Annotated in this window: 27 protein-coding genes, 1 tRNA gene and 1 pseudogene; 14 read left to right on the top strand and 15 right to left on the bottom strand. The window is 35.2% G+C overall.

The window, feature by feature from the left end:
- Positions 1–2 precede the first annotated feature (2 nt).
- Positions 3–1,037 carry an FtsH protease activity modulator HflK gene (gene hflK, locus INQ25_RS03230; protein WP_006279849.1) on the bottom strand — a complete coding sequence of 345 codons (1,035 nt, stop codon included), beginning with the start codon at positions 1,035–1,037 and terminating at the stop codon, positions 3–5.
- Between the two features lie 453 nt (positions 1,038–1,490).
- On the opposite strand from hflK, the gene INQ25_RS06950 reads away from it, so the two are divergent.
- Entirely contained in the window at positions 1,491–3,380 is a 1,890-nt protein-coding gene (locus tag INQ25_RS06950) for an actin-bundling T4SS effector WalE1 family protein (protein ID WP_246484081.1), read from the top strand.
- Between the two features lie 34 nt (positions 3,381–3,414).
- Here the strand turns inward: INQ25_RS06950 and INQ25_RS03215 are convergent, their stop codons facing one another.
- The gene (locus INQ25_RS03215; RefSeq protein WP_213863047.1) at positions 3,415–3,654 is read right to left on the bottom strand and encodes a hypothetical protein; all 240 of its coding nucleotides are present in this window, start codon (positions 3,652–3,654) and stop codon (positions 3,415–3,417) included.
- Between the two features lie 164 nt (positions 3,655–3,818).
- On the opposite strand from INQ25_RS03215, the gene cutA reads away from it, so the two are divergent.
- From cutA to INQ25_RS03200, 3 genes are all read left to right on the top strand, one after another.
- Positions 3,819–4,154 (top strand): divalent-cation tolerance protein CutA, encoded by a 336-nt coding sequence (cutA, locus tag INQ25_RS03210; protein ID WP_015589221.1) that lies wholly within the window; start codon positions 3,819–3,821, stop codon positions 4,152–4,154.
- Positions 4,145–4,219 (top strand) — tRNA-Gln (locus INQ25_RS03205). Before cutA ends, INQ25_RS03205 begins: the two co-directional genes overlap by 10 nt.
- A 135-nt stretch (positions 4,220–4,354) precedes the next feature.
- Positions 4,355–4,822, top strand: a complete 468-nt coding sequence (locus tag INQ25_RS03200) for a hypothetical protein (protein ID WP_246484080.1) — start codon at positions 4,355–4,357, stop codon at positions 4,820–4,822.
- Positions 4,823–4,837: 15 nt separating this feature from the next.
- Here INQ25_RS03200 and INQ25_RS03195 read toward each other — a convergent pair whose 3' ends face one another.
- From INQ25_RS03195 to recG, 3 genes are all read right to left on the bottom strand, one after another.
- Entirely contained in the window at positions 4,838–5,125 is a 288-nt protein-coding gene (locus tag INQ25_RS03195; RefSeq protein WP_213863045.1) for a hypothetical protein, read from the bottom strand.
- A 236-nt stretch (positions 5,126–5,361) separates the two neighbouring features.
- Entirely contained in the window at positions 5,362–5,562 is a 201-nt protein-coding gene (locus INQ25_RS03190; RefSeq protein WP_213863044.1) for a hypothetical protein, read from the bottom strand.
- 595 nt (positions 5,563–6,157) lie between these two features.
- The gene (gene recG / locus INQ25_RS03185; protein ID WP_038199133.1) at positions 6,158–8,179 is read right to left on the bottom strand and encodes an ATP-dependent DNA helicase RecG; all 2,022 of its coding nucleotides are present in this window, start codon (positions 8,177–8,179) and stop codon (positions 6,158–6,160) included.
- A 296-nt stretch (positions 8,180–8,475) separates the two neighbouring features.
- Between recG and INQ25_RS03180 the strand changes: the two genes are divergently transcribed.
- Positions 8,476–9,306: a hypothetical protein gene (locus INQ25_RS03180; RefSeq protein ID WP_065094525.1), complete on the top strand. Its 831-nt coding sequence runs from the start codon at positions 8,476–8,478 to the stop codon at positions 9,304–9,306.
- Here the strand turns inward: INQ25_RS03180 and miaA are convergent.
- Positions 9,303–10,187: a tRNA (adenosine(37)-N6)-dimethylallyltransferase MiaA gene (gene miaA, locus INQ25_RS03175; protein ID WP_065094524.1), complete on the bottom strand. Its 885-nt coding sequence runs from the start codon at positions 10,185–10,187 to the stop codon at positions 9,303–9,305. The genes INQ25_RS03180 and miaA overlap by 4 nt on opposite strands.
- A gap of 75 nt (positions 10,188–10,262) precedes the next feature.
- Here miaA and INQ25_RS03170 point away from each other — a divergent pair, with 75 nt between their 5' ends.
- The 5 genes from INQ25_RS03170 to INQ25_RS03150 all read left to right on the top strand — a co-directional run bounded on the left by INQ25_RS03170 (position 10,263) and on the right by INQ25_RS03150 (position 13,877).
- On the top strand, positions 10,263–10,733 hold the full coding sequence (locus INQ25_RS03170; protein WP_010082479.1) for a hypothetical protein: 471 nt from the start codon (positions 10,263–10,265) through the stop codon (positions 10,731–10,733).
- Positions 10,734–10,851: 118 nt separating this feature from the next.
- Positions 10,852–11,439, top strand: coding sequence for an L-threonylcarbamoyladenylate synthase (locus INQ25_RS03165; RefSeq protein WP_006280292.1), 588 nt, complete (start codon positions 10,852–10,854; stop codon positions 11,437–11,439).
- 17 nt (positions 11,440–11,456) lie between these two features.
- Positions 11,457–12,278 (top strand): AAA family ATPase, encoded by an 822-nt coding sequence (locus tag INQ25_RS03160; protein WP_151807995.1) that lies wholly within the window; start codon positions 11,457–11,459, stop codon positions 12,276–12,278.
- Between the two features lie 73 nt (positions 12,279–12,351).
- Entirely contained in the window at positions 12,352–13,146 is a 795-nt protein-coding gene (locus INQ25_RS03155; protein ID WP_022626354.1) for a hypothetical protein, read from the top strand.
- A gap of 68 nt (positions 13,147–13,214) precedes the next feature.
- Positions 13,215–13,877: a conjugal transfer protein TraJ gene (locus tag INQ25_RS03150; RefSeq protein ID WP_213863043.1), complete on the top strand. Its 663-nt coding sequence runs from the start codon at positions 13,215–13,217 to the stop codon at positions 13,875–13,877.
- Here INQ25_RS03150 and INQ25_RS03145 read toward each other — a convergent pair.
- From INQ25_RS03145 to INQ25_RS03130, 4 genes are all read right to left on the bottom strand, one after another.
- Positions 13,874–15,370, bottom strand: a complete 1,497-nt coding sequence (locus INQ25_RS03145; protein WP_213863042.1) for a proton-conducting transporter transmembrane domain-containing protein — start codon at positions 15,368–15,370, stop codon at positions 13,874–13,876. The two genes, INQ25_RS03150 and INQ25_RS03145, sit on opposite strands and share 4 nt — an antisense overlap.
- A gap of 130 nt (positions 15,371–15,500) precedes the next feature.
- Positions 15,501–15,863, bottom strand: a complete 363-nt coding sequence (locus tag INQ25_RS03140; protein ID WP_213863041.1) for a holo-[acyl-carrier-protein] synthase — start codon at positions 15,861–15,863, stop codon at positions 15,501–15,503.
- Entirely contained in the window at positions 15,860–17,128 is a 1,269-nt protein-coding gene (proS, locus tag INQ25_RS03135; RefSeq protein ID WP_015589211.1) for a proline--tRNA ligase, read from the bottom strand. Before proS ends, INQ25_RS03140 begins: the two co-directional genes overlap by 4 nt.
- Before the next feature lie 102 nt (positions 17,129–17,230).
- Entirely contained in the window at positions 17,231–18,505 is a 1,275-nt protein-coding gene (locus tag INQ25_RS03130; protein ID WP_213863040.1) for a WH2 domain-containing protein, read from the bottom strand.
- A gap of 204 nt (positions 18,506–18,709) precedes the next feature.
- On the opposite strand from INQ25_RS03130, the gene INQ25_RS06610 reads away from it, so the two are divergent.
- On the top strand, positions 18,710–18,832 hold the full coding sequence (locus INQ25_RS06610) for a hypothetical protein (RefSeq protein WP_281410243.1): 123 nt from the start codon (positions 18,710–18,712) through the stop codon (positions 18,830–18,832).
- Between the two features lie 125 nt (positions 18,833–18,957).
- Here INQ25_RS06610 and INQ25_RS03125 read toward each other — a convergent pair whose 3' ends face one another.
- Complete coding sequence (locus INQ25_RS03125; RefSeq protein WP_162829040.1) at positions 18,958–19,122, bottom strand: hypothetical protein; 165 nt, start codon at positions 19,120–19,122, stop codon at positions 18,958–18,960.
- Between the two features lie 181 nt (positions 19,123–19,303).
- Between INQ25_RS03125 and INQ25_RS03120 the strand changes: the two are divergent.
- The 3 genes and pseudogenes from INQ25_RS03120 to INQ25_RS03110 all read left to right on the top strand — a co-directional run bounded on the left by INQ25_RS03120 (position 19,304) and on the right by INQ25_RS03110 (position 22,290).
- Positions 19,304–20,559: pseudogene (locus INQ25_RS03120) on the top strand (IS4 family transposase).
- Between the two features lie 440 nt (positions 20,560–20,999).
- Positions 21,000–21,527: a c-type cytochrome gene (locus INQ25_RS03115; RefSeq protein WP_010082469.1), complete on the top strand. Its 528-nt coding sequence runs from the start codon at positions 21,000–21,002 to the stop codon at positions 21,525–21,527.
- Position 21,528: 1 nt separating this feature from the next.
- The gene (locus INQ25_RS03110; protein WP_012673268.1) at positions 21,529–22,290 is read left to right on the top strand and encodes an alpha/beta hydrolase; all 762 of its coding nucleotides are present in this window, start codon (positions 21,529–21,531) and stop codon (positions 22,288–22,290) included.
- Between the two features lie 175 nt (positions 22,291–22,465).
- Here INQ25_RS03110 and trpS read toward each other — a convergent pair whose 3' ends face one another.
- From trpS to rpsP, 4 genes are all read right to left on the bottom strand, one after another.
- Entirely contained in the window at positions 22,466–23,464 is a 999-nt protein-coding gene (gene trpS / locus INQ25_RS03105) for a tryptophan--tRNA ligase (protein ID WP_006280207.1), read from the bottom strand.
- Between the two features lie 17 nt (positions 23,465–23,481).
- Positions 23,482–24,051 (bottom strand): nucleotide exchange factor GrpE, encoded by a 570-nt coding sequence (locus INQ25_RS03100; protein ID WP_213863039.1) that lies wholly within the window; start codon positions 24,049–24,051, stop codon positions 23,482–23,484.
- A 61-nt stretch (positions 24,052–24,112) separates the two neighbouring features.
- Positions 24,113–25,090: a polyprenyl synthetase family protein gene (locus INQ25_RS03095; RefSeq protein WP_213863038.1), complete on the bottom strand. Its 978-nt coding sequence runs from the start codon at positions 25,088–25,090 to the stop codon at positions 24,113–24,115.
- 10 nt (positions 25,091–25,100) lie between these two features.
- Complete coding sequence (gene rpsP, locus INQ25_RS03090; RefSeq protein WP_006279266.1) at positions 25,101–25,421, bottom strand: 30S ribosomal protein S16; 321 nt, start codon at positions 25,419–25,421, stop codon at positions 25,101–25,103.
- Between the last annotated feature and the right edge of the window lie 393 nt (positions 25,422–25,814).

Below are 25,814 nucleotides of genomic sequence, written 5' to 3'. Positions count from 1 at the left end.
GGTTATTTTCCTAAATTTGTAAGAGGTAAATAAGAAAACATACCTTTCAGATCATCAGTTACAACAACTTTGTCTACCTTACTGAAAATATTTTCCATAGTTTCAAGATAAATACGATTCTTAACGAGAGAAGGATTCTGTCTATATTCCTCATAAAGAGATAAAAAGCGATTTGCATTACCTTTTGCTTCATTTATTACTTCATTTTCATATGCTTGTGCATCTAATTTTATCTTTATCGCTTCACCCTTTGCTCGAGGTATAATATCATTATTATAAGCATATGCTTCGTTTATAGTACGCTCTTTGTCTGCACGAGCACTTTGTACATCTCTAAACGAACTGATTACTTTTTCTGGTGGATCAATTTTTTTCATTTGAACAGATAAAATCTCTATGCCCATTTGGTATCCATCAAGAATCTGCTGCAATAGAATTCTAGTATCTCTAGAAATTTCTGGTCTGCCTTGACCAAGTGCAAAAGAGATCGTGTTTTTACCTATTATTTCTCTCATGGCACTTTCAGCAGCATTTTTAACACTGAAACCGGGTTTGTAATCCCGCACTTTGAATAAATAGTCCTTAGCATCTCTAACGCGCCATTGAACCTCGAAGTTAACGTTGACTATATTTTCATCTCCAGTTAGCATCACGCCTTCACCGCGATCTGTATCTCGCCCATAAGAACTACTTACCCCAATTTCTTCACGATTTACTTCCTTAACGTTCACTTTAAAAACCTTGCCAATAGGGTAGGGGAAGTGATAACGCAAACCAGGTGTTTCTGTATTAGAATATTTACCAAAGGTAAGTTCTATACTTTCTTCACTAGGATGGACAATATAAAAGCCAGTGCAAGCATAGAACAGCAAAATAATGAAAATGATGAAATAAGGTTTTTTGCCCCTGTTTCTGGTTAATCCATTAAGAAAGAACCTTATATCAGATACAGCTTTACTTAAAATATCTTCATTATTAGGAGTTTTGTTCCCTACCGGTTTCTTTCCCAGATTCCAAGGATTATTATCATCAAACATAATGATTGATTCTATAATTAATACGCTAATATTACTTCTTTAATAAGAAAATGCAAACATAAATTGCTATTTTATTTACAAATTAATCATCAGGATGGAAAACATGATCGTACACTTCCTTTTCTCTATGTAATATGGTCGACTCTATGGAATTTTCTGGCTTTTTTTTGAATTCTTTGTTGTCACTCTTTAAGTGCACTACGTCTTTGTGAAAATGGGAATTATACCTAAATAGTAAAGCTATTATTATTAAAGTTATAACAGCCAAAAAGATGAGTGTTCTTTTTCTATACTTCATAAATGCTGCAGCTTCTTGACCTAATTTTCTATGTTACCACAAAACACGTCAAGCGAAATTATTTGAAGACAAATAAATACTGGCAATCAATTTAACACTAACTTAAGAATCAAGGAATACAATTATAATATATTTAATTAATAGTGAGGTTTAAAATGTCACCTAGTGAAAAAAATTCTGTTGTAACTGAACAAGGAAATGATCTTGGTTTGAATAAAACGACGCAAGATTCATTAAATTTAGAGGCTGCTAAGGATCCCAAGAAGCTAAAAGAAAGAATTACTGACCTGTTAAAAGGGGATACAGAATTCTCTAAGATGGAACAAGGAGATAAGATTCTTGTAGTAAGTGCAGCAAGTGGATTATTTACGGCAGTACTACCACTTTTGGCAGTTGGTGCAACACTTGCTATACCAGGTGCTATAGTTGGTCTTGCTTTATATTTCGCTGTAAAAGTCGCTGTAAAAGCAGTTCAATCTGGATATAAAGGGCTCAAGTGGTCAGCAGAAAAAACAGTTGATGGGGCGAAATATACTGCTGGGAAAGTTAAGGACGCGTCAGTATATACTGCAGAAAAAGCAAGAGAAGGTTATTATTCAGTAAAAGGAGCTATAAGTTCTGTGGGACGAGCAACAAGAGAGGGAACTGGTGCTACGTTAGGAAAAATGGGGCGCAGTTTAAGTAATTTAAGTGAAAGTATGTCTAGTTTAGACGGCATCCCATATTCAATAGGTAACGAAGGTCAAACTGTTGTTTTGAAAACAGAAGAAAAAACAAGGAATTTCAATAGTGTAAAGGAGATGTTTATTAAGGAAGTTCTTGAAGACAAAGCCGTGAATAACTCTGCTTTAACTAAGGAAATATTTTCTAAGCTGGGAGAAAAAATATTAGAGAAAGCTTATTCTGTTGATGGTCAACAAAGTGCCAAAAAGGACCAGTTGATCAACCGGTTGAAACAGCAAGTAGATTTTGTCAATAAATTAGACGCTAAGAAGTTGCAAAATTTGTTGTCTAAGGATAATAATAGTCTTTATGAAATTTTCTCTGAACATCATAATGAAATTAAGGAGATTATTAAAAAATGCAAAACAGAGCATAAACTTTCTAACTCTATAGAGAACCTTAATGAAGTAGCAGGAAAGTATGGTATCAGAAAAGGTTCAATGCAATCTTTTGAAAACAGCTCATCAAGAAGCAGTTCAATGAGTTTTCTAAATTCTGTAAGTACTGACAGTACCATTAGCAGTGAAGCGGAATTGTTAAATCCTGCAAACCATAAAGAAGTGAAAACAGCTACTTCACTTTGGGATAAGGTTTCATCACCTTTCAAAAGTGGCAAAAAGTCAGAAAAAACTTCTGAAGTTAAATATCAAGTTCTTTCTGAATCAGACACGTTGCCTAGAAAAATAGGAAATAGCACTTTTTACGTTGATACTCCTACTCCAATTGAGAATACTAATAAAACTGCAACAATAGGAGGAAGACCAGGAGTTGCACGACGTAATAGTACTAGCAACCTTACTAGGGTAGAAACTCCAGAAGTACCAACTAGAAGCGCCTCATTGACTAACTTAAATGGACAAAGTTCTTTCAGTGAAGATGTTCTCAGTGATCCTAAAGTAAACCAATATCTTGGTAATTCGAATAAAGGAACTCTAACTCGCAGTAATTCTTTTGATAGTGCAAGAGGTTCATCTGGTCCTTCTACACCAACAAGCTCATTAGAAAGATTGGAACAATCTTTCAGTAAAGATGAAGTTGGGGCAGCAATGGAGAAAAACTTAAAAGAATTTAGTTTAAGTGCTAAAACTGAATCTACATTACACAATTCTTTTAGTAATCGTAATGGTTCTGATAGTGGATTCAATTCACCAACTTCTTCTCCAACACATACAATGTTTACTGAAAATGGCAAGGCAAAAACCCAAGCTGACTTAAGAAAGACAGGTCATCTGGACAAACTGGTGGGACAGCCTTCTACGAAAGTAGCTGTTGACACTGACGTTCAACAGCAAGCTGCACAAACAGCTATGAAAACGAACTAAACAAAGCTATCCACCTTCTCCAAAAGGATGTTACTCAATGAGTAACATCCTTTTTTGTTTTTAAACTATAGAAAAATCCTAGATCCCAGCGGTATGCGTACAACCGTATGAACATTGTGATTTCTCTGCTAGGAAAGGTGTCATCCGAGTAGCTGACACTGGGATCCAGGAAAGTTTGCTTGTTTACAAGCAAACTAGCATAGAAAGTGGTTACAACGTTTTCGATGAGATTATATGGAAAACTGGATTCCAGTGTCAAGCACTGGAATGACATCACAGGGGCACTGGGATGACACCTTTACGTTTGAGGCAAACTAGCTATAACACTTAACATACTACCTTTGCAAACAAATGTTCATACAGTACGCGCTGGCGTTATTTTCTCTTGATGAATAAACCTCGGTAGAGTATAGTAGCAGTGCGTTTATATAGATTCTAATGAGTAGTTTAGTTTTGATTTATACAACTTTTTCAAATTTTGAAGAAGCTAAAACTATTTCTGAAGAATTGTTAAACGAGAAATTAATTGTATGTGTAAATATATTTCCCGAAGTGAATTCTCTGTATTTATGGGAAGGTAAAATTAGTAATAGTTGTGAAGTAGTAGCAATTATGAAAAGCAAAAATGATCAAGTTGATAAAATTGTAGAAAAAATTGAAGCAATGCATTCTTATGATCAGCCAGCTATTGCTGTGATGCCCATAGAAAAAGCAAATAAATCTTTTACTAATTGGGCTAATAGTGTTATTGATGTAAGTAGTATTGGGGTGTAGCCAAGTGGTAAGGCAGCGGTTTTTGATACCGCCACGCGAAGGTTCGAATCCTTCCACCCCAGCCATATTGAAGTGGGTGTGAAATGATATCACTTTTCTATAGATTAAGATTATTAAATTATATATTAGGTAGTCTAAAAGATATAACTGTGAAACTGTTTCTCTTCACAATGTATCTTTATACATCCAGCATTATGCTCATGTTTCTCACCAATGGCTTTTGGTATGCTGTAGAATTTGGCTCTTTAAAAAATGCGTTTTACCATTTGTTTCAATATTGCAAATTGTATTATGAAAATAGGGAAGATCTCGGTTATGGAATTTCTATTCGAGTGTTAGTAGCATTCCTTACTCCGCATTTTCTCTATAAGTTGTTCCTTAGCACAGGCTGGAAGTCCTTTTTAAAGGAAAAGATAATATGGATACTTATGTTCATAATCACAAGAAGAAAAAAGGGTAGTGAGTTCAGTAACAGTAGTAAACCAAGTGGCAGTAGTTATAGTAATAAGAATAATTACAGCAATAGCAGTGGTAACAATGAGCGTCAAGCTCAAGATGCAAAGCGAAAAGTAAACATGATAAAGCAGCTATTAATCAAAGATATAGAGGCAACTATAGATAGGAGATTGAATTATATTTTTTTCGGTAAAAGGAGTAAACCTCATTAAGTATATAAAAAGGCTTTATCTAGTAAGGCTTTTTAAGGTTGGCTGTATTTTATTTTTTACGTATACCGGATCACAATCAGCCAATATACATGTGTGCACAAAATCTTGACTAAAGTCTGACAACCAAGAAATTGCCTTACGTTTTTCTACCAAGCTTTCTGTTTTTTTACAGTTACTTGCTGCATCAGTCATCGCCTGCGCTATTACTGATTTCCACAGCAAATAATACCTTTGTATATCATCTGACGTACTATTTGTTTCATAGTGGTTAAAAAATTCTTTAAAATTGAAGTTGTTTGACATAATGATACCTCTTTGGATTGAAATTTGAAATGATTTGAGTTTATGTCGCCACAGCAGATTCCGCTAACAAGCAGCGGGATAACGAATTACTTAACCGTCATTACACCGTCATACCGCGATTCATTCGCGGTATCTCGCTAACAAGCAGCGGGATGACGGTTGTCAGGCCAGCGCCCCTATGATGTCATTCAAGTAGCTGACACTGGTTCCTTTATGACGGCAGTGCCCCTATGGTGTCATCCCAGTGTCCCTATGATGTCATCCCAGTGCCCAGACACTGGGATCCAGGAATTTTGATTGGACACTGGGTTGGTAAGCATAAAAGTGTTATGTAAAATACAACGTTCTTGATGGGATTGCATGAAATGCTGGATCCCAGTGTCTGGGCACTGGGATGACACCATAGGAGGCTGCTTGGATGACAAAAAAAGGAGCACTGGAATGACAGCAATCTACGTCATACCGCGATTCATTCGCGGTATCTCAGCCGCTAACAAGAGATCCCGCTAACAAGCAGCGGGATGACGGTTGTCGTTTAGCCATAAACATTAAGAAATTTACCAAATGAAAAAAAAGGCAAAAGAAGCCCCGTGGTTATTATCCGCTTTAAAATATTGGCGTTTTTTATGTTTTAAACGCTTGACAAGCGAAATTCAGCTGCTTTTAATTGCAACTAACTTACGCTGCAAATGTTTAAGAAATTTACTAAGCAGAAAAAAAGACAAAGAATCCCCGAGTTAGCTAGTCTTTTACTATCTCTGTCGAGTATTGGCATTTTTTGATGTCTTGTAACGCTTTATAAGCGCGTTCAGCTTATTTAGATAAAAATCTAGATGTAGATGAAGTTTTGTAAAGACATACAGTATCTATATACTGCAAAAAATTGAACATAAGACGCCGATACATTAAGTAATCCTTACCTTTTAATCTGCAGATTGGCGAAAGCAAATACAATAGCTTCAGTTTCATGATAAGGGGGCTGGCGAGGTTTGTCAAGGAAGTTTTTTCGTTTCTGCGGGCTACCTGGTTTTCCTACTGAAATTTTGAAAAATGTAATCTACTCCTATATTCAAATATATCAAGCAGTAATTCAAAATCAGCCATTGCGCCTTTTGCGTTATTATACGCGAGATTGAGCAGCTCTTTGTCCTGATATAAATCAGCAAATTTAAATTCCATACATCCTGATTGTTTTGTGCCTAAAATATCTCCACTGCCTCTTAGCATCATATCCCTTTCAGCAATGTAAAATCCATCTTGTGACTCACACATGATCTTTAACTTTGAAGATGAGCTTTTACTTAAATTATCGTATAATAATACACAAAAAGATGGCTTGTTTCCTCGCCCTACTCTGCCTCTTAACTGATGCAATTGTGATAACCCAAATTGCTCTGCATTTTCTATAATCATGATGGTTGCATCTGGCACATCTATACCAACTTCTATCACAGTGGTTGCAACAAGCAGAGAAAATTCATTCCTTTTGAAGGAAAACATAACTTGATCTTTCTGCTCCTGAGTCAATTTTCCGTGTATTATCCCGACTTTATCAAGAAATGTTTTTTGTAATTCCTGAAAACGCATCTCTGCTGCAGCAATATTGGTCTCTTCGTTTTCTTCTATATATGGACAAATCCAATATGCTTTTTCGCCCCTGTTTATAGCACCTTTTAGCTTTTCAATAACATCTGGCACCCTACTAATGTTCATAGTTACAGTTTTTATTGGCAATCTGGATTTTGGTTTTTCTTTCAAAATTGAACATTCAACGTCACCATACATAGCTTGCTGCAAAGTTCTTGGAATGGGAGTTGCAGTAACGAAAAGTATATCGGCATTTTCTCCTTTTCCTACCAAGCGATTTCTCTGCATCACTCCAAATCGCTGTTGCTCGTCTATGACTGCAAGCCCTAAATTTTTAAATGTAACGTTAGCTTGAAATAGTGCATGAGTGCCAATCACTATATTTAAAACACCACTTGCAAGTTCGTTCATGATAATCTTTCTTTCCTTGCGCGAAGTTTTACCAGTAAGCAGAGCAACTTTTATATCGGTACAGGATAAAACTTCCTCAATCCAATTATAATGTTGCTCCGCCAAGATAGTAGTCGGTGCCATTAGAGCTGCCTGCATGTTGTTTTCTACCACATTTATCATCGCAAAAAGTGCAACTACGGTTTTGCCACTACCAACATCACCTTGCAGCAAGCTTATCATGCGATACTTGGATTTTTGTCTCTCTGAGATCTCATCTATTGCACGAGTTTGATCATTTGTTAATTGAAACGACAATTCATTTAAAACTTGCTCTTTATATTTACTCAATATTATAAATTCTCTTCCCCTTTCTTTCACATGATTTTTTCTTGCAAGTTTCAGCGCTAGCTGATACGCAAACAATTCATCATAAGCAAGCCTTTTTCTACAAACCTCAGCTTCCACCAATGAGCTTGGTCTGTGCAACTTTATGATGCTTTCCCTCCAACTTAACCATTTTTTTTGCTTGATTAATGTATCATCTATCCACTCTGGTAAATCAGGCAATTCCTTTAGATTAGAGCTTATTATGTTCCCAATGCGCTTATTGGTAATGCCACGGCATAATTGGTAAACTGGCTCTATGCAAGCTATTTCTTTAAATTGGTTGATGTCAAGCGACACGTAATCTGGATGAGTAATTTGCCAATGTTCAGCAAATTTTTCGAGTTTGCCACTGATGATCACATTCGCTCCAATTGGAAATAGTTTATATAAATACTTAACTGAGTAATTAAAAAAGACTATAAATATATACTGACTCTCACTTTCAACGACTATTTTATATGGTCTACCTCTAAAAGTGGGCGACTGATGTTCATAAACTTTTGCAATGAAAGTTGTAAATTCTCCAACTCGAGCATCAGATAGTAACTTGCTTCTATCCACATAACTAAGTGGCTTATAAAACAGCAGATCCACCACCTTGTCCCCACCACAAAGTTTAGGCAATATTGCGGAATGGAACTTAGGTATATTCTCCAGCCTGCTATTTAGAAAAATCTGATTGCTCATTGAGATTCATACATGTGTAAAACTGTTATAGAGCCTTTTTAAAATCTTGTCACCTTATGGTCAGGTATGCACTATAGCTAGCACAGCTCTCTAACGTCATACCGCGATTCATTCGCGGTATCTCAGCCGCTAACACGTAACGGAATGACGAATTTGTTGTTTTTAAAATCGTCGGTAAGCCTAAGTTACCCCTAACTATATTTGCTATCATAGGGCTTATAGTAGGTATTTTATTAACTTATTAATCATTCTTATGTATTATTATACTATCAGCAGTCTATATCAAGGTATTCATAATGAGTAGCTCTATATCAGAAGAAAAGGAAAATCCAGTAGTTACATTAAGAGCTCAAGCAGAAAAGTTTGGTTTTAGCAAGTTAAGAGCTGGTAAAGACAATGCTGAAGCGAATTCTGGTAATACAGCGTTCTTAGATTTTCAGAGAATGGATTTTGTTATTAACGGCAAAAGTATAAGTAGAGATTTGATTGCCGAGCTATACAAAGAACATGATAGTTTACTGCCAAAAAGTGAAGGTAAAAATGAAGACTACCGCCCATTTGCAAGAAAAGTTTTTAAGGAGATGTTCAAATACGCTAAGGCAGAAGTTCCAAGTGACTCTATCTTGGAAGAATTAGTTATCAATTGTAATCAAGCAGGATATGAAGCTGGTGTACATATAGAGTTTCAAGGTGCACTTAGCCAGCATTCATTCATAATAGAAAGCCCTGAAAAAGTAATAAGTATTGACTGTGTTAGCCAAAATAATGTGAGTGTTAAATCTGATATGACATTACCAATATTTTTCCAAAGGAGTGACGGTACATTCGGTGACAAGGTGTGTGATCTATCCAGCTCACTAGAATTCACGCTTAAGTCTCAAGATGATAAAAATGTAACATACACAAATGGTAACTTGTCACTTACTGTTCCTGAGAGACTGAAGGACTATAATATAGGTGATAAAAGCTTATTTGACATTATAAAAGAATACTTTCAGAAATTGTGCGAGAGGCTTGGATTTTTTAAAATAAAAATAGAGCATGGTTTAGGCGATCCACTAGAAGTAAGCGACCATCTGGAAAATATGGAACCCCCTATTCGTAGTAATGAGCACGGCCTGAATTAAAATATCTTGAGCTTGTTTGCACAATCAATCACTTCAGCATTTAGAAATTGTTTTTTAAACCAGGTATACTGACGTTTCGCGTAGTGTCTTGTGTTTGTTTGAGCAATTTGTATCGCTTCGTCTAAAGTAATCTCACCTTTCAAGTACTTTATAATTTCTGGCACTCCGTGTGCTTTCATAGCTGGCAAATGTGGGGCTAGGTTCATGCTAAGTAGCTTTTTTACTTCATCAATTGCTCCATTTTCAATCATTGTAATGAAACGAGAATTTATTTTTCGGTATACATCTTCACGTTTAGGCAGAATTGTATATATCTTAAAATTATTGAATAAAGGAGGCTGTCTATTCTCTTGCCATACAAAAATTGACTTGCCAGTTTCAGTGATAACTTCAAGTGCCCTTGAAAGGCGGTGCGAGTCATTCATGAACACTTTACCTTGAATCCTTGGATCTTTGCTTAGCGCTAATTTGTAAAACTCCTCTTTACTTAAATTTTTCCTTAATTCGCTTACATTTTTCCTCACTTCCTGACTTATTTGTGGCATTGATGATAAGCCTTTGATTAAACTGCTGATGTAAAGCCCGCTTCCTCCAGTGATGATAGGTATTTGAGCATTTTCTAATGCGTGATTAACTTCTTTTTCTAAATCTTCTAACCATAGACCCACGGAATAATTTTCTTTTGCTGAAACATAACCATATAGTTTATAAAATACTTCTTGCTTTGGTGGTTGAGCAGTAATTATGGGAATTTCTTCATATACCTGCTTTGAATCACAATTTATTATACTAATATTTCCATATTTTTCTATCAGGTTATCGCATAATTCTGATTTACCTGAGGCCGTAATTCCTGTAATAATTACTATATTATTTTTCATTTATATTAATTTAATTAACATATGATAAAGTGTAGTAAAAGTTTGGATTCTACAATCTAAAGTTTGGAGATTTTTATGGCAGAAAACAACGACAATAATTCATTTACTAAGCGTTTCACAAACAGGACTCCTGGCGGTACAGGGGAAGGTTTTTCCAGTAAGTATTCGTCTCAAAACACCAAAGAACGGGCATTAGGGGAAAAAGGAAAAATTTCTGAATTAGCAGGCAAAAAAACCGAATCCAAGGAAGCTTTTTCTGAAAGTGGCGGCATAAAAAGTAAAAGCAGAACTGTCAATGAAAGATCTTTTGCTGATGCAACAAAAAGAAGTAGGTCAGATCTTATATACTTAGTCCGTGGTAAAGATCGTGGAAAATCAGCGTGGCATTATGTATTAGTTGATAAAGAGAAAAGAGAAATGTTTCTAGCAAAAAGCAGAACTGGCTCTATAGATGTTGCAGACTATGGAGAGATTTTGTATTCAGGATGGGGAGAGGATCCACCACAGGCAATAATTGATAAAGTCAATGAAGAGTTTGGGTTGTAGCAAATCTGCATAACAAATGGTAAGCTGCGTTGCATTACGTTTACAAAAACTAGCAGTTACTATATAAGATACAGTGCAACAAAACTGATCTAGTTGTTATGAATAAGTTTTTAGCTATATGGTATCTAAAATAATAAATGCAATACAGAACAATTTATTAGTGTGTTTTCCAACAGAAACAGTGTATGCTCTTGCTTGTAATGCACTAGATAATGAATCTATAGGAAAAATATATCAGATAAAGAAACGCTCTCAAAATAAACCACTGTCTATATTTGTTAGTGATATTTACAATTTGACAAAAATAGCAAAGGTAAAGGAAAGATATATTGATTTAATAAACCACTTTTCTCCTGGACCAATTACCTATATTTTACCACTTAAAAACAACAACATATTGCCAAACGAATTCTTTAAAGATAGTATAGGTATCAGAATTCCTGAGCATCCTATTGCAATTTCAATACTAAACAAACTGAAAGTTCCAATAGTTGCAACTAGTACAAATATTTCAGGAAAAGAAAGTGTATGTAAGGCAAACGATATACCACAATCCATTAAGCAACATTTATCTGTAGTGATTGAAGATGACGAACTAGTTTCTGGTATAGAATCTACTATTATTGACTTAACCGAAGATAAGATTAAGGTTTTAAGGGAAGGTGCAATTTCATTACAAACAGTAAACAACGCATTTTCAAACTAAAATCTATAGGAGAAAGAATGAAAAAAGTAATAGGCCACAACCAAGCCAAAAAAAAAATAATGAACAACTTATCTGTTCAGTCTTGGCTGATCTGTGGTAAAAAAGGTATAGGAAAAGCAACACTTGCAAAATCCTTCTCCAATTGGTTACTCATAAAAAACTATAATGAAGTAGCATTGGACTTACACATTGTTGAAGGTGATACTATCGGAATAGAAAAAGTCAGAGAAATGAAAAACTTTCTACACTTAAGTCCCATTCAATCAGAACACAAAATAGCTATAATAGATAGCTTAGAGGCAATGACTAATAACGCTAAAAACGCAATATTGAAAATATTAGAAGAGCCGCCAAAAAATTCTAAGATATTTATAATTAGCCATAAGCCATATGATATACAAACCACTATCTTGTGTAGGTGCTTTCAGCTAAATTTACTCCCATTAACTTATGATGAAACAAAGCAAGTTGCTTCATCTCAATGTAAATTTGATAATCAAACGTTTGACGAAATGATTACTTTATTTCCTGGAATGCCAGGAATGATAATAAATACAATAAGTAGTGATGCTTATGAAGCATACAAATGCTTTTATAAATTTCTTCATGATTTAAAGAATCCCAATATGATTAATAAAGTAATTAATAGCGAAATCGAACTAGAACTAGCATCATATATAATTCAGGCCTTCATTTTAGAAAGCATAAAGAGAGAGGTAAATGGTGTTGAAATTCTGCTAAGTCAGTGGAAAAAAATAGATGAACTTTTCGTTGCCGCAAAGCAACTCCACTTAGATAAAAAGCATGTTTTAGCTAATGTAGTTAATATCATGACATAAGTTTACAAAGTATAATACTTTTAACATAAATTCATGATAAAATTCTGTTAATTTAATACTCGAAGTATATAATTTGACTGATAATAAATTAACTGTATGGCAATCAATAGAAGTTTTGACGAAAGCCATATTGAACATGCAGAAAAAATTAAGCTTAATTAAGAATATAGCTTCAGATCAAGACATAACCCTAGAAAAAGGAAAGGAGTTGTTAAGTGGCATTTATGAAGCAAATTTTAAGCTAAACAAGACAATCAATATAGCTACTTTGCCAAAAATTGGCTATCATATGCTAAATGGTGAGCTTGTTGTACGTAATCATATTACGGAAGAGGAAGTAAAGATTCCTGGAGATTTTCATTACCTTAAAGTCGTAAAATCCGATCATGATAATTATAAATTAACGTTTTGTAATTTTTTAGGTAATGAGTTTTTTGAATATAAAAAGTATGATCCACAATATTCTGGTATTTCAGATGAATATAAATTTGTGGATTTTGGTAGTGTAAAAAAGACTCATAATCTAAAATTTAAGGAATACATTGGTCATGCACCTAAATTTTTTGCTGCAGAAGGGCCTATTGAGCCTGGATCCCAAAACCATGTAATTGATCTATTTGAGCTAGTCAAAAGTGGTAAAGGTAGAAAAGTGGGAACCTTTGCTGATGAATTTGGTTATTTTGATGATCAAAATAAATTACATTATTATAATTATCACAAAAGTGTAGAAAGTAATACTTATGATCCTGAAAATTTCAGTGTAAAAATGATAAATATAGATGTGAGCAAAATCGATAAATTCTACCTCATTGCAGAACAAGGTGATATAATCATTCATCCTATTTGGGAAAATTTAGACATATTTTAAAGTTTTTTTTAGAGTATCTAAGCTTATTGTTATTATAATGATCCGATTAGGTCTGGTAGTATTGTGTTATGGAAGATAAATTGCTTGAATCAGTAAAAAACAAAAGTTATTTCAGTAAAGCAGTCGAATGGTACTGCCATAGGTATCTGTTTTGTGTAGCAGAAAGATCTTGGATGGCATTAATAGTATCGCTTCTCCTAGTATGCTTATGTTTATTAACATTAAACATATACCTGTTATTTCCTATTAAAAAAGATTTAAATTTTGTGAAGTATATGAACCACACAGAAGATGAGTTCTCTGCAATGCATAAGCTTAGTTTCAGTAAAAAGGAAGATGAATACACTTCCACAGCGAGGTACTTAATAAGTAAATACATTGAAATATACGAGTCCATTAAGATCGTTGAACCGAAGTACCAAGAAGATTTTATAAGAAACAATTCTATACATAAAATCTATCAAGGCTTTCAGGAAAAAACGAATAATGAAGCTGGTAATTTGTCTTTATCTAAAAGAAAAATCGCCAACATAAATGTAATAACATTATCTATTGATCGATCGACCAAGGACTTAGTTACATTTGCTGGAAATGCTACTGTAGTTTTTACAACCGAGCAAAATAAGGAGGATACTGTGGAGATTAGCTTCACTTTGTCGAATATAAAAGCAACTCTGGCTGGTATAATACCATTTAAATTTATTGTTAATGGTTATAAATACAGATTTTAAAATATTACTTGGTAGCTAAAAAAAATAACCAAAGTGCACATAGCAGTAATAACTGGAGGTAAAACTAGAAGAATTGGTGTTTTTTTAATAAAGTAATTCTGAGAAGGTTTTAAGAAAAAGGCATTGTAAATTATCGGTAAAAAGTACAGAGCGTTGAGTATAGTACTAACAATTAACACTAGAGTTACAAACACAGAAAGTATTACATTGCCAGAGTTGAAAACAGCTTGAAAAATGAGAAATTTACCCCAAAAAGTCGGAGCAGGCGGCACCCCTATCATAGACAATGCACCTATAGCAAATGCTGTCATGCTAATTGGCATACTGCGTCCTATACCGTAAATCTTATCTATATATTTCTCACCTGCTCTCGTTATTATTGCTCCGGCAACGAAAAACAAAGTGATTTTTGCAAATGCGTGGCAAACTAATTGAAAAATTGCAACCCTCATGCTGAGATCACTAAAAATTGAAGCGAATAATATAATATACGACAATTGAGAGATGGTAGAGTAAGCAAGCAACTTCTTTAATTCTTTTTGCTTTAGTGCAATCAATGATGCAGTAATAATAGTAAATCCAGCAGCGTACGGAAGCCACCCTCCAGCAAACCAATTTTGCTGCACAAAACGTTGCATGTTATCGACGCCGAAAGTGTATAATATAACTTTTATGATAATGAAAACTCCGGATTTCACAACAGCAACAGCATGCAGTAGTGCACTCACAGGAGTTGGTGCAACCATTGCTTTTGGTAACCAAAAATGCATTGGCATTAATGCAGCTTTTCCTATTCCGTAAATCAGCATAGCAAAACACACTGCAATGAAAGTGATGAGTGAAGTATCAAATTTGAATATTCCACCGCTTACAAAGTCTAAAGTATGAAATTCATTATATAAAAGGCCTATTGCAGGAAAAAACAATACCAAAGAAGAGAAAAATAGCACGCCAAAGTAATAGCGTCCTGCAATCATTGATTCATTTGTTGAGTTGTAAGTAACCAGAGGGTATGTACTAATAGTTAGAAGCTCATAAAAGACAAATGTAGTGAGCAAGTCTCCAGAAAAAGCAATAAACATTGCACAGCTAATCGATATTGAAAAAAAGCATAGAAAACTTGAGTGATTGCTATCAGCATAGTTATTCTGCATATAACATATTGCATATACACTGGTTAGTATCCATAAAAACGATATTAATAAACTGAATACTACTCCAGTAGACTCTAGCTTTAAACTAATGTGCAAATTATTACCAAAATCCATGAGAATAAATTGAGAATGATCACCATATACCCAATATAAAGTGCACAGACACGTATACGTAAACAGAAGTACAGAAGAAGTGACAGTAATACTATTGTTCACTCCGGGCCATTTACCAGTAAAAAAAATAACTAACGCACTTAAAAGTGGAATCAACGCAGTAATTAATAAATAATTCTCAGTAATTGAAAATGGTAAGGAAAGAGACGTTAAAACACAGTCCATTAAATAATTCATCTTTTTGTTTAGGTAAAGCTAGAATTATACTAAAATCATAGAAAAACCGCTATGTTTTTTTAGTTGTTGTGCATGCTACAAGTAGCATAAAATCAACTGCATAAATTGAAAATATCTGCTAGACGCAAATTACAACAAATGCAGTAGCGTAATCTCCATCGTCACTTAAAGAAAGATGAATTTTGGAGATAAAATCCTTGCTAACGGTAAGATATGGCTTGCCTCTCACATCATTGTATATTTCTATATCTTTCATTGTAATGCCCTGACTAAATCCAGTACCTCGTGCTTTAACAAAAGCTTCTTTTGCTGCAAAGCGTTTAGCAAAATACCTTGCTCGCATTTCTTGACTATTATACTTTCTACTTAGCTCTATTTCTTTCTCAGTGTAGATTCTATTGAGAAATTTTTCCCCGTATTTTTGTAATATCCTCGATACTCTTGGTATATATACTATGTCAGTGCCGATACCGTGTATCATTTTGTGCTAAAGTGATTTATTGCTTCCTCAATCTGCATTTCCTTTACCTCTCCAGTTGCTCTATTTTTTACTTCAACTATCTTTTCATCTATTGCCTTTTTTCCGACAATTATTTGCCACGGCAAGCCTATCAGATCCATTCTAGAAAATTTTACTCCTACACTTCCTTCCGTGTCATCGTAAAGCACTTCATCGCTCTTCAAAGCTTTGTATATTTTATCTGCAGCCTCCGTTACTTTCGTTTGTAAATTGATTAAACCAATTCTGAAAGGAGCCACCGATTCTGGCCAGATAATTCCTTTATCATCATGAAAAGCTTCTATTATTGCACCGACAAGCCTTGAAACTCCAATGCCATACGAACCCATATGTATATTGACATTTTTTCCATCTTGAGAAGTAACACTTGCCTTCATAGGCTTTGAGTATTTGTCGCCAAAATAAAAAATATGCCCTATTTCAATACCTTTACTAACATTTAACTGCTCTTGTGATATAGGGCAAGTCTCAGGATCATGCATATCATCTGCAACTGCGTATATACTCTTCAAACTTTCAACATCTTCGCTTTCTAGCAACTCAGAAAATTTGTTGTCGTAATATAAAGTGCTTTCACCAGTGTTTGCCAATATATGAAACTCGTGGCTCAAATTTCCTCCAATTGGCCCCGTATCAGCTCTCACTCCAATTGGGGTAAGTCCCATGCGTTTGAAGATTTTTATGTAAGTTTTGTACATCAAATTATATGAATTCAGTGCACCTTCGTAATCTACATCAAAACTGTACGCATCCTTCATCAAAAATTCCCTGCCCCTCATAACACCATAACGTGGTCTTACCTCATCACGAAACTTCCATTGAATTTGGTATAAACAAAGTGGCAAATCTTTGTAACTTTTTACCATATCTCTAATTAGATCAGTTGCCACCTCCTCGTGCGTTGGACCAAAAAGCATGTCTTCCTCATGCCTATCCCTTATACGTAACATTTCCTTACCGTAATCATCGTAACGCCCTGATTCTCGCCAAAGATTTGCTGGTTGGACACAAGGCATCAACACTTCAATAGCACCGGATTTGTTCATTTCATCTCTGATAATGTCTTCAATATTTTTAAGCACTAAGAGACCAAGTGGTAACCAGGAATAAATGCCAGATGCTATCTGCTTTATTAAACCTGCACGTAAAGAATATTGATGGGAGATAATTTTAGCATGAGCAGGCTTTTCCTTTAGAGTTGGTAAGTAATACTTGGATAAACGCATATAATAGATCTGATTGTATTAAACAATCTTAATACAATCAGATCTATAGGTAAACTTATTTTGAAAAAGAAGGGAAGTGCATGGCTGACCATTTCATAGTTATCATAGTCCTTGTACAACATTTTCCTTTTGGCATCGCAACGCTTTTCCACCAAACTGTGCTATGCGATCCTCAACAGAAAGAGTAGATGGATCTTTCATCTCACTGCTTACTGGACTCTCTTCTTTTACAGGAGGAGCTTCAGGTTTCGTTTGTAAACCAGCAGGCTTAGGCGGTATCGGTGGCTTCCCTGCCTCTGGTGCAGGATGTGACGGAGATGTGGGTTCAGGTTTTGCATCATCACCAGATACATGCCCACTGTCAGGACTCTTGCTTCTTTCTTTATGGAACGATTGGGGGTTTGAAGGCATAGATTTTTTCCTGTGTTTTGTCAGCATCTTTTGTTTCGGTTCTACTTCTTCCTGTTCGCCTTCATCAGACCAACCTGACTCTCTACTAGAACTCTCACTTTCACTATCTGAGCATTCCATGGCTACTCTCCTTGGAAGAATAACAGCTATATCACACTCTGTTTTTGGAGTACTCTTCTCAGGGCTTTGTTGATTTTTATTAACTGATTTCAATTTAAAACCTCCTCTTATTTCTGCAAGTAAAGCATTTTTGGAATCTGTTTGCTCACCTTCACTATTCTTTTCTCGTTTTTCCCTATTTTGTTTTAATTTTTCATCGCGTGCTTTTTTCTGTTCTTTGCTCATACCTGCCTTACCGCCAGCTTTTTTTATACTATTAAGTAAATCATTACTACCCTGTTGAGTTGATGAATTTTGAGGAGGAGGTGGTGGAGGTACTGCACCACTTGTTTGATTCAATTGCTCAGGAGTTGGCATAGGAGGAGGTGGTGGTGATGCACAGCTTGATAGAGGAGGAGGCGGCGGCTGTAGCATATTGGCACTTGGATTTGGTTGTGTTCCAAACGTTACTGGAGGTGATTGAGGAGTAGGTACATTTGATTTATTCTCCAGATTAGTACAATTTTTACACACAAATTTTTGTGGTTCTTGAGATGGAGTATGGCCGAATTCCTGTCCATTAAGACCTGCTTCTTTCTTATTATCATCTCTAGAAATAGCCAGTTTAACAAGATATGTCACTGAAATAAGTGCAACAACCGCAGAAACAGCAAAGATTGCTAAAGGAACTGCTGCAATGGCACCAGAACCAGACACTGCTATAATAACATAAGGAAGATATTGACCAGCTGTAAAACTAAATACAGATAATAATGAAACAGCAATTAAAGGTTTCCATATAGTCCCCTTAGTTTTAGTAAGCTCCTGACTATCTTTTAGCAATGAAGAATTATTGGATGTCATCATTTCTTTGCCTCACTTGTTAACGATAATTTAATAATAACCCAATTAATAATTTCTGTCAATAATGAATTATGAAAAATAAAGTCAAAATTTGAATAGATAAGCTATAAGTAATATACAATCAGCAATAGCTATACAATAGACTTCTTGTATAACCCACACTAAGTAGAAAAAAGGTGTCATCCAAGTAGCTGACACTGCTCTCCTTTGTCATTCCAGTGCTTGACACTGGTTTCCATCCAAAATGGTGTCATTCCAGTGCTTGACACTGGAATGACACCGAAGGGGCTACTGCCGTCTTGGATGGAAACCAGTGTCAGAACTAGTTAACCATGGGGCTTCTTTTGCCTTTTTTTCCATTTGGTAAATTTCTTAAATATTTATGGCTAACATGAAGCTAAGTACGAACTTTGTTAAACATAACAAATGGTGCCATTCCAGTGCTCCTTTTTTTGTCATCCCAGTGCTTGACACTGGGATCCAGTTTTCCATATAATCTCATCGAAAATGTTGTAACCACTTTCTGTGCTAGTTTGCTTGCTTACAAGCAAACTTTCCTGGATCCCAGTGTCTGGGCACTGGGATGACATCATAGGGACACTGGGATTACACCCTGACAATCGTCATCCAGCTACTTGTTAGCGGCTAAGAGATACCGCGAATGAATCGCGGTATGACGGTTCGTGGCGGCATGACGATAACCTCGTCACACTGCCATTAAGTTAAGGAAAAAAGATAGATTTTATGGGATAATGATGTATACCAATAAGTTTAAAGGTAGTATGAGTAAAAAAGGCAGTAATAAAATTTATTCAAAATGAATTGGCAAGTCTAGAATTTATATAATCCCATAAATCATCTTCAAAAGATTTTATGAGAAAGAGGAAGTTATCTTTTATTGACATATTTATCTTAATTTTAAGAAAAAGTGTAAAGTCGCTGCAAGTAATACTAAACGAATTTATTTTATATAGGAAAAAAGACTATACCGTTACTGCTAGTGCTTTTAGTCAAGCAAGAAAAAAAATGAAACACAGTGCATTTTCAGAAATTAACGAAGGTGTGGTTTCCTTGTACTACCAAGACCAAAAATTTAAAACTTGTTTTGGCTTTAGAGTGTTAGCTCTTGATGCCTCCAAAATCATTTTACCAACAAGCGTTGAAATAAAAAATGAATTTGGCTCAAGAAAAATACGTAACCAAAAACCAAAAGATTTAGGTGATTATGCAAGTGCAACCTTTGCGGTTTGTTAAGATGTGCTAAATAATGTTGCCATAAGGTCAGTGTTAGATAGAGGTAACACTCATGAAATTAACTTAGCAGATGAAATGCTTAAAGTTGTAAATACTAATGACTTACTGATTTGTATATTTATCTTATAAATTTCTTTCTAGCCTTACAAAAAGAAAAATTGCTTATGTCATTCGATGTCCCAGATCATCTTTTAATGAAGTGAATGCTATGTTTGAAGAAAAAAGCCCATCTAGTGTTGAGGTTACCATATGTGCTCAGCGTAAGATAAAACAAGAAAATAGTGGAATAACGCTTCAAAGTGGTACTGCCATCTGGTGAAATTGAAGTGTTAGCTACATCATTAATGGATGAACAAAAGTTTCAAACTGGAGGATTTAAGGAGTTATATTTTTTACGCTGGGGAGTTGAGACATTTTTTGCAAAACTCAAAGGAAGACTAAGTCTAGAAAATTTTACAGGAAAAAGTGTTGAGTCTGTTAAACAGGATTTTTGGTCAGCTATCTTTATTAGCAACCTAGAAAGTGTTATGACAGAAGATGTAGAAGAAGCGTTGAATATGGACTTAACCGATGATAAGCTTAAGAGGAGCATTAACAAATCTGTCTCATTTAACGCGATCAAAAACTTGGCTTTCGACATTTTTGCTACGGAATCGGATACTGACTGCATTATGGATCAATTATCAAAGCTATTTTTGATGAACACTTTGGCGGTAAGAAAGGGAAGGAAAGTTGATCGTCATAAGGTACCTTATCTTCGTTCGTTCAATTACCAAAAAAGGGTTAGAAAACACATATTTTGACTAGAGGTAGTATTCATATCTTCTGATAATAACTGGGTAGCTTATTGCCATAGCTCCTGTAAAATGACTTCTAAACAAACTATTTCTTAAGTAATTTACACTTCAGAGTTTATCTGCTTTAAAGTTTACTCTATTCTGTTTCAGTATTTGTCATAAATCCTTAATTATTTCTGACTTTTTAGTTCAGTTTTTAACCATTCTTTCCTTAACTTAATGGCAGTGAACCTCGTCATCCCGCTACTTGTTAGCGGGATCTCTTGTTAGCGGCTGAGATACCGCGAATGAATCGCGGTATGACGGTTCGCGGCGGTATGGACGTAGGAAAACCTTTCTTGGGTCAGCTATAGAGACTCTCATCTTTAGCGAGCTTCAAGGTAATTGGTTGCTATTTGCGAAAATATTCGCATAATTTAAGTAACATTACTTAATAAAAATTAACTATGGAGCTTAATAAGATTGCAGCATCGATTTTACTTTCTGGGCTAATCATTATGATAGTTAGTAATGTAGTTGATATGCTTTACAGTCCAGAAGAATATAAGATTGAACACCAAACGATAGTAGCTGCTGGTAGCAATGAGTTCCAGCAAAAAATCGAGCAAGTGGCGCTTGATATTGGAGCGCTCATGCAGAATGCTAGCTTTGAGAAAGGTAAATCAGCAGCAAAAAAATGTATAGCCTGCCATAGTTTTGAGAAAGGTGGAATGAATAAAGTAGGACCAAACTTATGGAACATAGTTGGAAATAAAAAGGCCCATCTTGGTAACTCATTCAATTACTCAAAAGCAGTGCTTGAAAGAGGTGGAAAATGGGGGTATGAGGAGCTATTTGCCTTTTTAAAGAACCCAAAAGCCTATATAAAAGGTACACGTATGGCATTTGCAGGTATTTCCAATCCACAAGAAATTGCAGATCTAGTTAGTTATTTGCATCAATTGAGTGATAGCCCGGTTGCTTTGCCAAAGTAGTATGGATTATTGTAAATTGTTTGATGGAAATAATGGTCACATAGCATATCGAAAGCTACAAGGAAAGAAAGCTTCTGTAGTTTTTTTCGGTGGATTTGCATCCAATATGGATGGAACTAAAGCAACTGCTATTTACAAATTTTGCCAAGAAAATGACGTAGCACTTGTGCTATTTGATTATTTTGGTCACGGTCATTCAAGTGGTAATTTTATTGATTACACGATAAGTGATTGGCAAAAAAATTGTGCTAAAGTAATGAGTGAATTAACTAGCGATAAACAAATAATTATAGGTTCAAGTATGGGAGGATGGCTGATGTTGCTCACTGCCCTTCAATTTCCAGAAAAAATTGCAGCACTAATTGGTATATCGTCTGCTCCCGATTTTACTGAAGATTTGATATTCAAGCAATTGTCAGGCAAGCAAAAAGAAGAACTAGATTCTAAAGGTGTAATAGATTTTACTTCAGAGCATTGTACATACAAAATAACTAAAAATTTGATCGAAGATGGCAGAAAGAACCTTCTTTTAAACAAAAAGACAATAGATATAAACTGTCCTGTGCGCTTGCTGCATAGCATTAATGATAAAGATGTTCCTTATCAAACTTCATTGAATTTAGCTGAAAAAATTAAGTCAACCGATGTTGAAGTACACTTAATAAAATCAGCAGAGCACAATATGTCTGACAATCATTCACTGGAAGTTTTATTTAAGACCATTAGAGAATTTTGTAACCAGACTGCATTCTGTGATTTTTAGCAAAACACGATTTTTCATTTGAGCTTTCTTCAACTTAAAATAAATACAGAAAATTGCTGCCTATAGCTAAACTGACTTAGATTTACCGACAATTTGAAAAACCGTCATCCCGCTACGTGTTAGCGGCTGAGATACCGCGGCGGTATGACGGTTCGCACCATCACACTTTGGAACCTTACAGATATTGAGCAAATCCAATAATATCCTTGATTTCTTTTATATTATGGGTTGCAATTTCTGCTGCTTTCTTTGTGCCTTTTTTTAATATTTCATGTAAATGGAATTGGTCTTTTAAAAGATCATTCATTTTCTCACGTATGGGTGATATAACACTGATAATTAAATCAGCTAACTCTTTTTTGAAGTGCTTCATGTCATGTTTGTTCACTTCTTCACATACTTTTTCCGCATTTACATTACTAAGCACTGAATAAATGTTTATCAAATTGCTTATTTCTGGTCGGCACTTTAAAGTAGCAAAGCCTAGAATTGAATCTGTTTTTGCTTTTTCTATTTTTTTGACAATTAAGTCATCCGTATCATCAAGGTTAATGCACGAATGTTCTGAAGGATCAGATTTACTCATCTTGCTTGTGCCATCCCTTAAGCTCATTATCCTTGATGTGCAATCCAAAGTTAAGATTTCAGGTACGATGAAATAATCCAGCTTATAATGATTGTTAAAAGCTGATGCAATATCACGTGCAAGCTCCAAATGCTGTTTTTGATCATCACCAACAGGAACGTATTTAGTTTGATACAACAATATATCTGCAGCCATAAGTACTGGATAACTATATAATCCAAGAGAGGCTTTTTGTTTATCGCTGCCAGCTTTATCTTTAAATTGAGTCATGCGATTAAGCCAACCAATTGGTGTATAGCATCCAAGCAGCCAGCCCAGTTCTGCATGACCACTAACTGTGGACTGACTAAAAATAATGGACTTTTCTGTATCTATTCCGCATGCAATATAAGCTGCTGCTGTTTTGAAAATATTACTTTTTAATTCACTTGCGGGAAGCTTATTTGCTGTGATTGCGTGTAGGTCGACAATACAAAAAAGAGATTTGTATTTATCCTGTAAGTCTATCCACTGTTTGATTGCACCAAGATAATTACCTAAATGTAGTACGCCACTTGGCTGGATACCTGAAAAGACAATACTTGTCATTATACTTTTACCTCATGCTAATCGCTTCCACAATCAGCAGATTTCTTAGAAAGAATAACCATTGCAGGACGGAGCAACCTATTTTTGATAGTATAACCAGTTTGTAGTACTTCTACAATGGTGCCAGGCTTTTTTTCATTGTCTTCTCTTTCCACAACAGCTTGGTGTAAATTACTATCAAAAAGCTCACCAAGTGGATCTACTTCCTCTATTCCATGTTTTTTTAGATCATTTATAATTTTTTGATAAGCTACTTTAATCCCCTCATGAACAGGATCACCGTCTTTCAAAATTTCCATTACTCTTTTTAAATTGTCGCACGAGTCGATCATATCACGTGCAAGTTTTGTGACTGCGTAGTCACTTGCATCGCTAATTTGCTTTTGCATTATACGTTTGACGTTTTCATTATCTGCAACAGCACGGCGTAAATGATCTTCAAGCTGAACTGCACGTTCTTTTAATGTATTGAGATCTTCATTTAAATCATCAGCTTGCTTATGGTTATCACTTTGTTGGTCGTCACCTTTCTGCCTACTTACCATATCAGCAAACTTCTTCTTTTTCTCCTTACTGCTATCTGACATATCATTACCCTTAAGAATCTAATAAATATATAACAATTAATCTGAAAATATCAAGCGCCAGCTACATTCGTCTTTCTATGCTCGCATTTAAAAAGTTAATTAAAGTAGTTTTATAAAAAGAATCAGAAAAAGTACTAATATCATTTTGTGCCATATTAATGTAGTGTCTAGCTTTTTCCATAGAAAGCTGAATGGCATTATGGTGATTAATATAGTGTAATGCTTGGTCAAAATTGTGTCTAGCTGAAGAAAAGCATTTTTCCCAGAATTTTTGCTCTGCTGGACTGCCCTTTTCGTATGCTATAATAGCAGGTAAGGTGACTTTACCTTCGAAAAAGTCTTTTCCGACTTGCTTTCCAGAAGTGCCTTGATTAGCAGTATAATCGAGCATATCATCAACTATTTGAAATGCCATACCAAAATTAAAACCAAAATTCTTTAGCCTCTCTGTTTCGTCATTTGTTGCACCAGATACTGTTGATGCAGCTTCACAGCATGCAGAAAATAAAGATGCTGTCTTTTCTCCAATGATATCAAAATAATTTTCCCTGACTGTGTGGGGGTCAAAGCGTGCTGTCATCTGCTTTATTTCACCCTTCACAAGTAAATGCGATGCTTTAGATAAAATAGAGAGAATATTTAAATTTCCACACTCTATAAGCCATCTAAATGCTAGTGTCAACAATAGATCACCAACTAAAATGCTTGATTTATTTCCCCAAATCTTATTCGCTGTTTTAACTCCATGGCGTGCCTCACTTTCATCGAGCACATCATCATGAAGTAAAGTAGCATTGTGTATAAACTCTACCGATGCAGCAACATTGATCCTATTCTCCCCAGAATAGTTTAGCATTTTACATATAATAAAAACTAGTTTAGGCCTTATTTTTTTTCCACCTGACCTAACAAGATGAGATATAATATCAGTAGCAAGCTTAGCATCTTCATCATTGACATTTTTGAAGACAAAGTCATTCATAGCTGACAAATCAGAAGATACAATATCGTCTAATCTATCGCTGTTTGTTATTAGCATTTTAAGAGACTTATGCCTCTTGCCCTTGTGCTTTCTCGTTCTCTACTTTCTTCTTTTCTGTTTTCTTTGGTTCTGTTTCTAAAGTTACTATGCCTTTTTTGATAAACCACAGTACTCTTTCAGTTGCCTGCGCGCCTACACTTAGCCAATGTTTTAATCTATCAGCTTTCACCACAACACGATTTTTATTGTCTTTTGGTAACATTGGATCATATTGTCCTATTTTCTCAATAAAACGCCCATCTCTTGGTGCTCGTGAATCAGCTACAACTATCCTATAAAAAGGGCGTTTCTTTGCGCCAAACCTCGCCAACCTTATTTTAACTGCCATGTTAACCTTTATTCATATATTAGCCACAATTTTATACAATGAGCCGTTTTAAGTCAAATGAATTATACAACTTTTGCACCTTATAATATAATTACCAATAATGTAGGGCAGTGCCGGGCGCACAGCTATACGAACATTCATTTTTGAAGGTAAATTGCACAGCAAATGGTGTCATTCCAGTGCTTGACACTGGAATCCAGCCTTTTTTTAATCATTAAAACGTTGTATTTTAACATAAAACGGCTACTTTTATGCTTACCAACTTAATAAAATTCCTGGATCCCAGTGTCTGGGCACTGGGATGACATCCTTTCTAGTGAAGATTGCTCTCAAATCGCAATGTTCGTACAGTTGTGTGTCTGGGCACTGGATGCGTTTGAAGCAACTTATAAG

Source organism: Wolbachia endosymbiont of Rhagoletis cerasi (genome assembly GCF_018454475.1).
In the GTDB taxonomy this organism is placed as follows: Bacteria; Pseudomonadota; Alphaproteobacteria; order Rickettsiales; family Anaplasmataceae; genus Wolbachia; species Wolbachia pipientis.
The sequence above is the reverse complement of the archived record's forward strand: the minus strand, read 5'-3'. Positions and strand labels throughout refer to the sequence as shown.

Coding starts and splice junctions, on each gene's coding strand:
- INQ25_RS03110 (WP_012673268.1), top strand. CDS start 21,529: ATGGATTATTGTAAATTGTTTGATGGAAATAATGGTCACATAGCATAT.
- INQ25_RS03160 (WP_151807995.1), top strand. CDS start 11,457: ATGAAAAAAGTAATAGGCCACAACCAAGCCAAAAAAAAAATAATGAAC.
- INQ25_RS03140 (WP_213863041.1), bottom strand. CDS start 15,863: ATGATACACGGTATCGGCACTGACATAGTATATATACCAAGAGTATCG.
- INQ25_RS03200 (WP_246484080.1), top strand. CDS start 4,355: ATGTTTCTCACCAATGGCTTTTGGTATGCTGTAGAATTTGGCTCTTTA.
- cutA (WP_015589221.1), top strand. CDS start 3,819: ATGAGTAGTTTAGTTTTGATTTATACAACTTTTTCAAATTTTGAAGAA.
- INQ25_RS06950 (WP_246484081.1), top strand. CDS start 1,491: ATGTCACCTAGTGAAAAAAATTCTGTTGTAACTGAACAAGGAAATGAT.
- recG (WP_038199133.1), bottom strand. CDS start 8,179: ATGAGCAATCAGATTTTTCTAAATAGCAGGCTGGAGAATATACCTAAG.
- INQ25_RS03095 (WP_213863038.1), bottom strand. CDS start 25,090: ATGCTAATAACAAACAGCGATAGATTAGACGATATTGTATCTTCTGAT.
- trpS (WP_006280207.1), bottom strand. CDS start 23,464: ATGACAAGTATTGTCTTTTCAGGTATCCAGCCAAGTGGCGTACTACAT.
- INQ25_RS03115 (WP_010082469.1), top strand. CDS start 21,000: ATGGAGCTTAATAAGATTGCAGCATCGATTTTACTTTCTGGGCTAATC.
- INQ25_RS03150 (WP_213863043.1), top strand. CDS start 13,215: ATGGAAGATAAATTGCTTGAATCAGTAAAAAACAAAAGTTATTTCAGT.
- INQ25_RS03130 (WP_213863040.1), bottom strand. CDS start 18,505: ATGATGACATCCAATAATTCTTCATTGCTAAAAGATAGTCAGGAGCTT.
- hflK (WP_006279849.1), bottom strand. CDS start 1,037: ATGTTTGATGATAATAATCCTTGGAATCTGGGAAAGAAACCGGTAGGG.
- INQ25_RS03180 (WP_065094525.1), top strand. CDS start 8,476: ATGAGTAGCTCTATATCAGAAGAAAAGGAAAATCCAGTAGTTACATTA.
- INQ25_RS03195 (WP_213863045.1), bottom strand. CDS start 5,125: ATGTCAAACAACTTCAATTTTAAAGAATTTTTTAACCACTATGAAACA.
- INQ25_RS03145 (WP_213863042.1), bottom strand. CDS start 15,370: ATGGACTGTGTTTTAACGTCTCTTTCCTTACCATTTTCAATTACTGAG.
- proS (WP_015589211.1), bottom strand. CDS start 17,128: ATGCGTTTATCCAAGTATTACTTACCAACTCTAAAGGAAAAGCCTGCT.
- rpsP (WP_006279266.1), bottom strand. CDS start 25,421: ATGGCAGTTAAAATAAGGTTGGCGAGGTTTGGCGCAAAGAAACGCCCT.
- miaA (WP_065094524.1), bottom strand. CDS start 10,187: ATGAAAAATAATATAGTAATTATTACAGGAATTACGGCCTCAGGTAAA.
- INQ25_RS03165 (WP_006280292.1), top strand. CDS start 10,852: ATGGTATCTAAAATAATAAATGCAATACAGAACAATTTATTAGTGTGT.
- INQ25_RS03215 (WP_213863047.1), bottom strand. CDS start 3,654: ATGTCATTCCAGTGCTTGACACTGGAATCCAGTTTTCCATATAATCTC.
- INQ25_RS03170 (WP_010082479.1), top strand. CDS start 10,263: ATGGCAGAAAACAACGACAATAATTCATTTACTAAGCGTTTCACAAAC.
- INQ25_RS03100 (WP_213863039.1), bottom strand. CDS start 24,051: ATGTCAGATAGCAGTAAGGAGAAAAAGAAGAAGTTTGCTGATATGGTA.